Here is an 11,771-nt window from a genome sequence, read left to right on the forward strand (position 1 = left end):
CCAGTTTGGTGGAAGTGAGGAAGAGTTAGACAAAAAGTTTCTGAGCGATATCGAACGTCGCTCGAGACTCAACTGTCATTAAGGGCTGAAGGTGTCAGAAATTTCTTCTGGACTGAGTACTCGTTGATAAATTTGGACCATCGAAATGTCGCCTGAAAACATCTTGTCGTTCTTGTGAGCGATATCCCCGAACGAACGTCCCCCGATGACGAGAGGGCGGTTCTCCTCGTCAAAATGCCCTACGACGGGCGAAACCGCCTCGAGCCTTCCGTCGACATAGAAGCGGATCACGGTCCTTTTCGGACGCAGGCTGGAGAATGTCGCAACAGCCGAATGCCACTTTCCGTCGCCGACATCGGTATCCGCCCAGAGCTCCGGGGCTCCGGGTCCCCAATAATCGAGTTTCAGTCTGGTTCGCTCACTTTGGCCTCTTTGCTGGCGACGAAACCCCCAATTGCTCCCGAGATGTCCCGACCGCGCCAATAGGGTTTGCGCCCGCGCAACTTTCGGATCACAACGAAACCAGATCGCGACAGAAAGATTTCCGCGGAAGCCTCGAAATCGATTGGAGTTGGCAACATCGACCATTACGCGGGTAAATTCTTCGCCCCGGTCGAACCGCAACGCCGTGTCATTCTTGTAGCGACCTTGAACAAGCCGAACACCTTCAGCCTGTCCATACCCGAAGTCGCTCCTCCCGAACGCTTGGTTCGAAACAACCGCGTTCTCATCAATCGAGTTAGGATCGAACGAATAGTAGAGGAGCAGGTCAGGATCGTTACGTGACCGACGTTCTTTTAATTCCGCTTGGACCTCCTCCTGTACGATATCGGACAGCGATGCGACCCGGCGCGGATCGAAGTGAATTTCTCGATCAACCGGAATTAAATTGAACCGAGATTCGTCTTCCGATACTCGTGCGGCTGAGCCCTCCGACAGGCGGATTGATTTTGACGATGTCGCGAGATCGACTTCGCCTTCTTGAACATGCACCTCCATCGCGGCTTCCGGCCGCGCATTAATGGTGAATGCGGTCCCTAGATCGGTGACCTGAGCGGTCGGAGTCTGAACGACGAAGTCGCGGGCTTCCCCTTCGGCAAGTACGGAAAGCAGCCCGTATTGCAGGCGGACCGTCGTTCCATTGATTAACGCGAGCGATGCGGGACCTTCAATAGCAAGCTCCGCGCCGCCCTTCATCCGAATGCGCGCTAGTCCGTGATCCAGTGTCAGTTCGCTGATCCGCAGCGAACCGGCATCATTGAAGAGCGTTCCATCGACAGTTAAGGCCCCGGGCGATGCGGCTACGAGTTCCGCAACCGTCCGATAGGACCATCCGTAAATTCCGAGCCCCACGCCCGCCAGCAAGGTGCAGGCGACGGTCAGCGCATAGATGACTGAATGCCGGTTCGTTAAAGGCCCCCGGCGCCTGGAGACGCTGAGTGACGCCGTCGGCAGCGCTCCGGCGGCTTCTCTAAGCCGCACGTGCTGATCCATATATTCGACATAGATCAGGCGGGCTTTGGGATCGGAAGCGACGACCTCTTCGAGCCGAGATCGCTCGGTCGCCGAAAGTTGATCATTCGTCAGCCCGCCGAGCAGTTGGAGCAGCTCGGCCCGCGTCGCCGGCTTATTCATGGTGATCCTCCAGCCGGAGGATGCGATCAACACAAAGAAAGAGCGTCGTCTGTATTCGAGTCAGCGCCTTATAGACCGAGCTGATCGGTCTGCCCAGACGCTCGGCGCCGGCTTTAATTGTTGAGTCAGACTGATAGCACTCTTTAACGAGTGATTGGTCTTCACGCGGAAGCCGCTCCAGACATGTCGCCAAAGCTTCGCGTCGCAAGTCGATCAGCTCGCGATAGCCCTGCTGGCTTGCGGCGATCCGAGTGACGGTCTCGTCATCGAAAAGCAGTGAGTCGCGGGAGACGCGGCGTCGGTACTGGCGAACCTGATTGAGTGCCACGCCACAAGCCCAGCGGGTGAAGTCGCGTGATCGGTCGTACTCGCTGAAACTCCGCCACAGCGCGAGGCACGTCTCCTGATAAATCTCTTCGGCGACCGACTCTTTTCCCACCAATGTCAGAATCCACGAGAAAACGGGTCGGTTCGACTTGGCGAAAAGCTCAACGAACAATTCATCCGGCCCGCCACCGGATTCCGGGCGGTCGTGTTCCACGCTTGAAAAGTCGGATTGGGTCAATCGGGACGCCATGACTGCAAATTCAGTCTGTGAGCTCACGCCGTGAATTGGGTCGGATGGGTTAATACCTCTTCATGTATTGACGGGAGTCGACAAAATTGTCCGATAAAAAACCCCGCGAGTCGTTCAAAGACATCGTAAAACGTGATTGTCATACCGCTTATGCAATATCAGCGATCGCCGAATCATCGGCCGGGGCTATTGAAGACCAGCGACATCCAATAGCAGGGCAGTTCCGGCAAAGCGTCAGCTCAGCCGTCGATCGCCGAGTCTTGGCCGTTCAGGCAGAACAATGAGAGCCAGTAGTCGTTGACGGCTCGCCTGCGAAATGCGGACATCGCAAGGCTGATCACTTTCAGCCGCAGGGGGATGCGATCGAGATTGCGGACCGCGACGTGCTTCAGATTCACCCGATCGACGCATCGAAATTGATCGCCCCACCGTTCGATCGCTCGCGTATCCTCAATTGACCAGGTGAACGTCGCCTCGAAAAATCGCTTCATCTCGTGCCGGCCCTGCTGCCGCAGGCCCCGCGACGTCAACGTATCGAACGCCACCATTGCCCCGGGTAACCGGCTTGCGATCGTCCCGAATAAATCTCGAATCTGCGGTTCATCCAGATACATCAGCACCGCTTCGATGTTAACGAACCATGGCCCGCCGGCTTCGGCAGCGACATCGAGCCACTGCTCATCGAGCACCGACGACGCCAGCATCGTGCGGCGGGGGGACTCGTCAAAAAAGTTCCGTCGCAGCGCGATCGAATCCGGGAGATCGAGATCAATCCAGCGAACCGAACCGTTATCGAGTCGCTCGAATCGGCTGCTCAAGCCAGCACCAACTTCAACGACGGTTCCGGCGGGATGATCCGCCAGAAATGACTTGATCCACGCATCGAACTGCAGCGTCCGCAGGGCGATGCCGACGCGGCTCATGGTCGCCCGGCGAAACTGCGCGAAGTCGAAATCAATCGCCTCGCAGATTTCGACTGCTTTGGGATCGCACAGAATCGGGGACCGCTGCTGTGACTCCGTCGCGCGGGCCCACAGCGGGATCAGCATCGTTTCCTGCACCGTCCCGAGTTCCGGGCGGATCTTCTCAGAAGGGTCGGACGCAGCTACTGACACGACGGTGTCTCACGAGGCCATTTGTGACCCGCAACGTGCGAAGTGAGCGGAGCGGACGCCCTTCGCGGAGAGCGGAATGCAAATAGCAACTTAGGCAATTTCCACTGCCCCTGCGAGCGGTCGCGGATCAAAGACAGGCCGAAGGACCGGCGAAAGCCCAATGACTGTCGCTTCGATCCGACCTACTTTCAACGAACAGATCGTTGTGGCAACGATAGCCCGAAGCGCCAGCGAGGCCGCGTCTGAGTGAATTCGAGCCGATTGCCGAACGACCCGCCTGGATCTTTCAACGGGAAATCGACGGCTGCGTGGTGACACGCCAAGCGTCTCACAACTGTAGCGACTCACATTCTGACTGAAGCCGAAGACTGTTGAGCCACGACGCCAGAATTGGGCTTACACCCGCTTTAAGGACGCGAGATGTTGGGAGAGATTTCACCGACATCATTCTGCCTCGCTGGCGCGTCGGGCTATCCGCAACCGTGCTCGCTCGTGAACTCAAACTCCGGCAGATTGCAAAGACTCTCCAGCACTTTGCTCAACCGCCTCCATCAACTGCGGCGCGTCGAAGTTCAGTCGATACTTCACGGGATAAGAGTAATCCTGCTTGCGAACGCAGTACTTCTCAACCGTTCTCTTTGCGAGGAAGACTGAGTTCTTCAAGGCGAAGACCGGACCGTCGGTCTGCTCTTGTTTGACGGGCAGGCCGAGCACGTTCTTTAGAAAGCGATTGGCCCGGATCACCCGGACCTTCCGGAACGCACGGGGCGTGTAGTGCTCGGTCGAGAGGGAGACGTTGAGCCCGTCGAGATTTTCGACGCGGTGCGGGGTGTTCTGCGGCCAAGTGATGACCTGACCCGGTTCGAGGTCGAACACGTCCGCTTTCTGATCGAATTCGCTGCGATACGGAACGTCCTCTTCGCGGCTGCAATCAACGATGGCTTCGTAGATATCGCGCGGGACGATGTCCTCCCACTCGCCGTAGACCCAAACCCGCTTGCGGCCGCGGATGTGCCACAGAATGTTCTGCGGGACATCCACGTGGTAATAGACGAACGCGTCGGGCGAGGAAATCAGCACGTTCGCCGAGCGGCGAGTCGCGACGAAACCGGGCGATTGGTTCTCAAGCTCATCGTAGAGTTCGTCAACGATGCGGCGCAACTCCGGCTGGTGCTTCATAATCTGCCGGACGTTGATCCAGAAGCGGCCCTCTTTAACGGCACGCAGCAAATCGGCCGCATCATATCCAGTCGCGTCGACGTCGCCCCATACATACTCTTCCTGATTTGTCCCCATCATGCTGAGGTTGCACAGGGCTCGGGGGTGCCGCTCCATGAGTTCGATCAGGCCCTCATCGGTGAACAGCCCCGTCTCTAGCAGCCGGTGCTGCGCGGTCAGGATTTGTGCTTCGAGGGCGCCGGGGACACGGTGTTCGGGATCAAGTTCAACGATGGGATCGGTCATAGCAATAAGAGGCATTTTGGAACGCGAGGGCAGGCAGCGGAGAACCGCACGTTCACGAAACGTACGCCATAACTCGGGCGGACGCTGCTTGATCTCAGGCGATCGCGTCAGAAAAACGTTGATGAAATGCAACACGCCGTTTCGAGCGGACGGTGAAGCAATCTCATTATTAACGATGCCGCGCTAACGATCGACGCAGTAGATCAAGAGCGGCTTTCGCGGCGCGACTCCGCGCGATGCTCCAATCGCCGACTGGGACGTGGCGAACCACTTCAACGCCCGTTTCATCGGCAAGCGAAATTGCCAAACCGGCAGCGACTTGAGCGTCTCGGACGGTCTCGAATGGAGAGATGGCCAATCCGAAATCGCTTCTGGCGTCCCGCCGAAGTTTGAGAGCGCAATCGGCGGCGAGTCCCTTCATTTCATTCTCAGCAAGCTGAGGGGAGCCCGTCATTTCTGCCAAAGTTGCAAATTGATTCGGCGATAGCGTGATCGCCCGCACGACAAGGTCGTCGACCCTTTCGGTCAAAAAGAGTCGGTGTGCCACAAGTCCCGCCGTCGCAGTTTCGGCAATCGCGAGTGTTCGACCCAATTTCGCAAGATGCTCGGCAACAATATGTTCTAACTCGACATCCTCTTCGCCGAAGACCAAATCGCCAAGCTTCTCGGTGGTGGTGGTCCGCACGGCATCGAATTGCCGGGCGCAATCCTCTTCGCTCGTTCCGCGGGCAACGATTCGCAGCGTGATCGTGCCTTCGTGAGCTGTGATCCCGACTTCCGGGGAGCGATCTCGCGCGGTCAGCTCTCCGAGCCGCTCTTCGACTTCGGACTCGCCCGCCCCGAAAATATTGATGCGGGCCGTTCGGATGATCTGGTCCGTTTGCGGCAGTCGCGGCCTGACGAACTCCGCGTACATGCGCTTCATTTCGGACGGGACACCCGGGAGCGCCGCGAACCGGCAGACGCTCTCTGATCGGTCCCCCTTGGAGACTTCGAGCCAGATACCCGGAGCGGTGCCGATCGGATTCGGAATCGGAGTCGCCCCGCGGGGAAACATCGCCTGCAGGCGGTTTCGCTCGGCCATGGTTCGACCCCGCGACTCGAACAGCCGGCGAATCTGATCGAACTGAGATTGATCGAATTCGAGTGGTCGCTCGAAGGCGGTCGCCAGCCCGTCGCGCGTCAGGTCGTCCTGCGTGGGCCCGAGTCCCCCGGTAATAATGACGAGGTCAGATCGCCCAGCGGCTGTGCGAAATGCTTGCGCAATTCTCGGCAGATCATCCGCAACGGTCACCTGCCAATGCACGGTGATGCCCGCTTCGGCCAGTGCGGTGCTGAGCCACTGGCTGTTCGTGTCGAGCTTCGCCCCGCGGGTCAGTTCCGAACCGATGGCGACAATTTCCGCATCCATATCACAGCAAACATAAACGGAGAATAAGCGAGCGAACTGCGGGGAAGGGTAGCGTCAAACTCAGTTCTTGACTGTCGGTTTCGGCAGTTTGCACTTCAATTTTCGTTCCGTCGATTTCGACAAATCCGCCCGACCGGCGATCACTTCGCCATACAGTGCGGCCGTTTCGGCGACCATCCGGGCGACTTGAAATCGCTCGCGAACGAGCGTGCGACCGGCATCCCCGATCCGCCGTGCCAGCGGCGGGTCATCTAAGAGTTCGATGATTCTCTCGCTGAGCCGACTACTGTCGGACGGAGGCACGATCAGTCCCGTTTCGCCATCGGTCACGATGGTGTCAACGCCTCCCACGCGGGTTGCCACGACGGGCCGCCCGTTCGCCATCGCTTCAAGCATGGTCGCCCCCAGTCCCTGCTGGAGCGACGGCAGGCAAAAGATGTCGAGTGCCGACATGGAACGCGAAAAATCATAAAGGCTCGACGCGAACGTCAGGCTTCCGTCAAGTTTCAATTCGCGGGCGAGACGGCGCAGATTGTGTTCTTCCGGCCCGGCCCCCGAGACAAGGAACTGAGTTTGCGGATGTGAAGCGAGCACGCGGGCGGCTGCTCCGAGGAAGTAAGGTAGCCCTTTGGAAATTTCCAAGGGGCCGGCGGTCCCGACGACCGGCGTGTGACCCGGCTCGAGCACCGTGTTGAGATCGTCAACCTCCGGGATGTCGACGCCGCTGTGAATTTGCCGAACAAAATTGGGACGCACGCGATTGCGGCGAATCAAGTCGTTGCGGAGCGCACTGCTGATGGCGATCGCCGCTTGGCAGCCTCGCCCGATCTCCGGGAACCGCGTCGTGGCCGGTGGCGAGGCGGCGAACGTGACAATGCACGGACATCCCAGCAGCTTGGCCAATCGAACGGCCGGTTTCAGAACCGCGAGCGATTGAGCGTGAACCAGATCGGGCGGATCATCCGCTTGGTCGCGGCGTAAGCCCTCGAACACGACCGATCCCAGCACCGGCGATAGCAGATGAGGGTAGATCCCGACCGATAGGGCGTTGCGTAATTCGGGATCGATCCGTCGCGCATCGGTGCAAACGATCCGCGGCTCGACGCCGAATTCGGGGAGTCTGCGCGCTAAGCGAAGCGTGTAACTCGAGCTGGCCCGCACCTCGAACCGGCCGGAGAACAGCAGAACTTTGAGTAGCGAGTCAGACATAGCAGCGGTTCACCGAAGACGGAGCAGTCACTGATTCTATCGTCGCTGCGCTCGCCAAGCATCGTCTCGCCAAGGAAATTGACCTGAGCCGGCACGGCCAGCGTCGCCAGACAGGGATCGAGGTTATACGAACTCCGGACGAAGCAGACCCGAATAAGGGCGGATGAGTGCGCCAGCAGCGCCGCCGGACGACGGCTTCACTATCGCAATGCGGCGATGGTGTCGAACGCCTCCTGCCAATGCCGGTCAACGCCGGAGGACTCGCGGTTTCTGCAAAATCTCGGACACCACAATTGCCTCGCGCACCCGTGTCGGGTCTTCAAAGACGGCACGGATGTCAGCGCTCGTTTGAGGAGCAAGCGACGACCGGAACGTTTCTTTCCGAACGCCCGTCATTGGTTGATCGCCGAAAGCCGACTCCGCGCGAGACGACTCTGAATGCGGCATGTATTCGCCGACGTGCCGCTTGACGTCGTCAAACTCCGATCGCTCCATCTTTTTGAGATGGCGGTCTTCAAGCTCGCTGTGAAGGTGCTCACGCTTTTCAGCAGGGCGGCCCGGCTTGCGTTTGGGGGCAGGGCGGGGCGTTGGCTCTTCTTCGATCACTTCAATCGCGATCTCATCATTGAATGCCGCCGGGCGTGGCCGCGCCGGCCGCTCCTTCGGACCACCATCGGGCCGGTCAGAAACCTCGTTGAGAAAGACCTCGATTTCGTCCCGAAGCCGATCACCGCCGCCAGCCTGGGGTCCCCCGGCATTGGGCCGAGGTGGCCGCGGACGGCGAGCCTGTTGCTTCGGCTGATTCTGCTGACCGGCGATCTGCATGAGCCAGCCAATAAACCCGATGATCAGCACGACCACGCTAATCACCACCTGAATACCGTCGGCGAATAGCATCATCGTCCGATTCTCCGCCCGAAAGTGGTTTTCAAGTAAGAACGCCGCGAAGCCTCGACTCAGCCGCGCTCCGCAGTGCTATCGACCGTTTCTCCCGCGATCGACGACCGCATCCGCGTGTCAGCCTGCACGTTCTTCAATTCATAATAGTCGAGCAGACCGAGTCGGCGGGAGCGAAATGCTTCGGCGATCGCCGCAGGCACTTCGGCTTCGGCCAACACGACCGTCGCCCGATTCTCCTGCGTCTTGGCGATCATTTCCTGTTCCTGCGCGGCCGCTTCGGCTCGCAACTGCTCGGCCTTCGCCTGAGCCACCTGCATGTCGGCTTCCGCCTGATCCGCCTGCAGCCGGGCTCCGATGTTCTCGCCCACGTCGATATCGGCGATATCGATCGAGACGATCTCGTAGGCCGTGTTCGCTTCGAGTCCCTGTCCGAGCACAGTCCGAGAAATTTGGTCGGGGTTCTCAAGAACCGTTGCGTAAGAGGCCGTCGAACCGATCGCTTGGACGATGCCCTGACCGACCCGTGCGATCACGGTCTCTTCAGTCGCCCCACCGATCAGTTGCTTCAGGTTCGTTCGCACCGTCACTCGCGCCCGTGCTTTCAACTGAATCCCGTCACCAGCCACGGCGTCGAGTGTGCCTGCCTTTTTCTTCGGGTCGGGGCAATCGATCACTTTCGGATAAACGCTCGTACGGACTGCGTCGAGCACGTCACGACCGGCGAGATCGATCGCGGCGGCCGTATCCCAGTTGAGATCGATCTGCGCCCGATGGGCGGCGATCAGCGATCGCACGACGTTCGGAACGTTGCCCCCGGCGAGGTAGTGCGCTTCCAACTGGCGGCGGGTCAGCGGGTAGTCACGCAGCAGCCCCGCCTGCACAGCCATAATCAGGCTGCGGACGATAATGGTCGGATTGACCTTCCGCAGCGACATCATCACGAGGTCGGGCAGCGAGACCTTGGCTCCCGTGAATTTACACTGAATCCACAGGCCGAAATATCTCGCGAAGACCGCGAAAATGAACAGGACCACGAGAAATACGAATATCCCGCCGATCCAGATAAACAGACTGCCGTTCTGGGCAAAAATCATCCCGCTCTCCAGTCGCATTGGGCCGACCGTAGTCGTTCAATCGTTTCGGGCCACATCTCAGTTGGACATTGGCGGTAGCGTAACGCCCCGGCTACCGGCGACTCAAGCAGTCGCGTCACGAAGTCTCCGGCAGATCGAAATCAATGGATGATCCGTCCGGCCTCCGGTCTCGACTCGCGTCGTCCCCAATCTCGTCCTGAGTGTCCTCCGGCGAGCCGTCTGCGATCTCGGGAGTCTCGTCTTCGATCTCTTGCGACGGCGGAGCCGGAGAGTCGGCGAGCCGGACCACAAGGCGATTCCCGGATACGGAAACGACCTCGATCTCCTGCTTCGGATCGAGCATCAAACCTCGCGTTTCGGAGTGGTACCGCCGACCGTTTACGATCACCATCCCGCCCGGGGCGTGCGGCGTCAGTGACTCGCCGCGCTTTCCGACCAGTCCGGCGAGTTCTTCGCGCTCTTTCGCGTAAGGCTGAATCTCTTCGGGCGTCGGGGCTTCCAACAGCACCCGCTTGCCGAAGGGTGTGTGCGGAAATGCCGCAAACGCCCCGACAAGAACCGACGGTATCAAAAACACGACCGACGCGACGTAAATCCACCAGGCCGTCGGACTCGTGCCCCACCACGCTTCGTACGCGCAATAGATTGAGCCAAGCAGCGCCACGACGGTCAGCACCCCCAGCACGCCGCCGGACGGAATGAAGACCTCCGTCACGAGCAACGCCAGACTCAATAGCAGGAGCAAGATGCTGAAGTGCGAATAATCCATCAACGTCCCGCGGAACTGACTCTGTGAGAGATACCCGCAGTGTAACCGGCCCAACCCGTCCGGCAAGATTCCAGCCCCGTTCAGCTCTCAGCTCTCAGCTCTCGACTCTCGACTCTCGACTCTCGACAAAAAAAGACGAGCCGCCGAAATTCGGCGGCTCGTCTGCGGACGAGCGGTGTCGGTCTTGCGGGGAGGCCCGAAATCGTGTCCCGGTGGGATACCGGAACAGTCAGGGGAGAGGGACTTTGGTCGATTCCGCGAGCTCCACCGACACCTCCCTCCACATCGATCGCGGGTTGATCGATGACTCCGGCGGCGGATCGGGCGGGGAACTCGACCAGCCGGCGAAGGGTTGCGGGTGTCGTCCTACTGGGTCGATCCTTTACTGTTGCGAGTTGCGTTTTGAGCGAAGTTATTCGGGAGTGCGGCTTGAATTGTTTAAGACCTCGGCTGCCTGCCGATCACTGAGCAATCCGGCCGCTTCAGCCAGAGCAACCGCCGAGCGAATTTCCTCGTAGCTGACGAAGCTGTCGAGTGGTTTCGGACGAGCCACCAGGGAAGGGGTCCCGCCGCGGGGCGGCTGCGGCTCGGCACGAGCGGCAGCCATATTTTCTTGCACGGAGATACTGGTCACCGGTCGTCCGAGGTCTTCGGCCCCGGGGGTCTCGGCATCTGGCGATTGCGAGCGAATTGTCATGCCGCTCGGTGCCGACGTGTCGGCCGAGGCCACGGCCACACCGGTCGGTTGTTGCTGGTGATCGTTCGCGGCCACCATCGTTCCGGGTTGAAGCTCGGGGCTGCCGGCGAGGACCCACGAATCCCAGCGCCGTTCCAAGGCTGCGACGCCGCGAAGATTGTAATGCTTACCGAGGGCCTGATCCCAACCGCCGTCGAACGCGTCTTCGAGGAATTCGAGGTAGCGAGCCTTGCCGCCGGCCTGCACGAGGAAATTCGCGAGCGAATACCCCTCGGCGTAGAGCGTCATCACGTCTCGCATGTCGGTGGGGTACTCCTTCATCCCGATCAGTTGGTTCAACGGGATGCGGCGTTCGGTCTTCCAGACCTGTCGCAACGTCATTTCCTGCCGACGTTTTTCGCTGGGATGCTCAGCCAACGTGGCCGCCCCTTCATCCGCCCAACGGGGCAGGGGACGCCGAAAGTGCGTCGCGAAAATCGTGTGGCTGACCTCGTGCGGAATCACCGAGTCGAGAATCCGCTCGGCCGTCCCTTGAACCTGCATCCGCCAACCGAAAACGTGTCCCCGGTCGAACGAGAACGAGGTTGCTCCACCGGCGCCGATCTGCCCGACCTTCACGGAGATCGGACAGGGCCGGCTCCACTTCGGGAGTTCTTTGCCAAGCCACTCTTTCGCCAATCGCGACCTCCATTGCTCAGCGGTCATTCCGACCTCTTGAGCAAACTCTGCCGTCGGCGCGGTGACAACAAAGTTGGGGCTGCGATACGAAGCCGCGTTCGCGGGGGCGGCTGCCAAAGATAGAAGCGCGGCCAGAGCCAGCGCAAAGCGAATCCATCGAGCTTCCATGCTCACCGGGTCCCGTAAAAGAGCGGGGTTCACGTCGGGCGGGATGCTTCTTGC

At 59.8% G+C, this 11,771-nt stretch carries 10 protein-coding genes; all 10 read right to left on the bottom strand.

The genetic code is table 11. From position 1 onward, the window contains the following. Positions 1–78 precede the first annotated feature (78 nt). The 10 genes from Pan189_RS17045 to Pan189_RS17090 all read right to left on the bottom strand — a co-directional run bounded on the left by Pan189_RS17045 (position 79) and on the right by Pan189_RS17090 (position 11,717). Positions 79–1,635: a LamG-like jellyroll fold domain-containing protein gene (locus Pan189_RS17045; RefSeq protein ID WP_145365292.1), complete on the bottom strand. Its 1,557-nt coding sequence runs from the start codon at positions 1,633–1,635 to the stop codon at positions 79–81. Beyond that, entirely contained in the window at positions 1,628–2,212 is a 585-nt protein-coding gene (locus Pan189_RS17050; protein ID WP_145365293.1) for a sigma-70 family RNA polymerase sigma factor, read from the bottom strand. The genes Pan189_RS17045 and Pan189_RS17050 overlap by 8 nt, the downstream gene beginning before the upstream one ends. Before the next feature lie 239 nt (positions 2,213–2,451). Beyond that, entirely contained in the window at positions 2,452–3,327 is an 876-nt protein-coding gene (locus Pan189_RS17055) for a class I SAM-dependent methyltransferase (protein ID WP_145365294.1), read from the bottom strand. A gap of 498 nt (positions 3,328–3,825) precedes the next feature. Then, complete coding sequence (locus Pan189_RS17060; protein ID WP_145365295.1) at positions 3,826–4,806, bottom strand: cupin-like domain-containing protein; 981 nt, start codon at positions 4,804–4,806, stop codon at positions 3,826–3,828. Positions 4,807–4,960: 154 nt separating this feature from the next. Further along, positions 4,961–6,202 (bottom strand): CinA family nicotinamide mononucleotide deamidase-related protein, encoded by a 1,242-nt coding sequence (locus tag Pan189_RS17065; RefSeq protein WP_145365296.1) that lies wholly within the window; start codon positions 6,200–6,202, stop codon positions 4,961–4,963. Between the two features lie 60 nt (positions 6,203–6,262). Further along, a complete protein-coding gene (locus Pan189_RS17070; RefSeq protein ID WP_145365297.1) occupies positions 6,263–7,411 on the bottom strand; it encodes a glycosyltransferase family 4 protein in 1,149 nt (382 codons plus the stop codon). Between the two features lie 246 nt (positions 7,412–7,657). Continuing rightward, positions 7,658–8,311: a hypothetical protein gene (locus Pan189_RS17075; RefSeq protein WP_145365298.1), complete on the bottom strand. Its 654-nt coding sequence runs from the start codon at positions 8,309–8,311 to the stop codon at positions 7,658–7,660. 56 nt (positions 8,312–8,367) lie between these two features. Further along, positions 8,368–9,405, bottom strand: coding sequence for a flotillin-like protein FloA (gene floA, locus Pan189_RS17080; RefSeq protein ID WP_310820691.1), 1,038 nt, complete (start codon positions 9,403–9,405; stop codon positions 8,368–8,370). A 115-nt stretch (positions 9,406–9,520) separates the two neighbouring features. Then, entirely contained in the window at positions 9,521–10,174 is a 654-nt protein-coding gene (locus Pan189_RS17085) for an NfeD family protein (protein ID WP_145365300.1), read from the bottom strand. A 412-nt stretch (positions 10,175–10,586) separates the two neighbouring features. Beyond that, positions 10,587–11,717 (bottom strand): gluzincin family metallopeptidase, encoded by a 1,131-nt coding sequence (locus Pan189_RS17090; protein ID WP_145365301.1) that lies wholly within the window; start codon positions 11,715–11,717, stop codon positions 10,587–10,589. Between the last annotated feature and the right edge of the window lie 54 nt (positions 11,718–11,771).

This window comes from Stratiformator vulcanicus (genome assembly GCF_007744515.1).
Taxonomy (GTDB): Bacteria; Planctomycetota; Planctomycetia; order Planctomycetales; family Planctomycetaceae; genus Stratiformator; species Stratiformator vulcanicus.

Excerpts from the sequence above, each read along its gene's own strand:
- Pan189_RS17045 (WP_145365292.1), bottom strand. The coding sequence starts at position 1,635 with ATGAATAAGCCGGCGACGCGGGCCGAGCTGCTCCAACTGCTCGGCGGG.
- Pan189_RS17050 (WP_145365293.1), bottom strand. The coding sequence starts at position 2,212 with ATGGCGTCCCGATTGACCCAATCCGACTTTTCAAGCGTGGAACACGAC.
- Pan189_RS17060 (WP_145365295.1), bottom strand. The coding sequence starts at position 4,806 with ATGCCTCTTATTGCTATGACCGATCCCATCGTTGAACTTGATCCCGAA.
- Pan189_RS17065 (WP_145365296.1), bottom strand. The coding sequence starts at position 6,202 with ATGGATGCGGAAATTGTCGCCATCGGTTCGGAACTGACCCGCGGGGCG.
- Pan189_RS17070 (WP_145365297.1), bottom strand. The coding sequence starts at position 7,411 with ATGTCTGACTCGCTACTCAAAGTTCTGCTGTTCTCCGGCCGGTTCGAG.
- Pan189_RS17075 (WP_145365298.1), bottom strand. The coding sequence starts at position 8,311 with ATGATGCTATTCGCCGACGGTATTCAGGTGGTGATTAGCGTGGTCGTG.
- floA (WP_310820691.1), bottom strand. The coding sequence starts at position 9,405 with ATGATTTTTGCCCAGAACGGCAGTCTGTTTATCTGGATCGGCGGGATA.
- Pan189_RS17085 (WP_145365300.1), bottom strand. The coding sequence starts at position 10,174 with ATGGATTATTCGCACTTCAGCATCTTGCTCCTGCTATTGAGTCTGGCG.
- Pan189_RS17090 (WP_145365301.1), bottom strand. The coding sequence starts at position 11,717 with ATGGAAGCTCGATGGATTCGCTTTGCGCTGGCTCTGGCCGCGCTTCTA.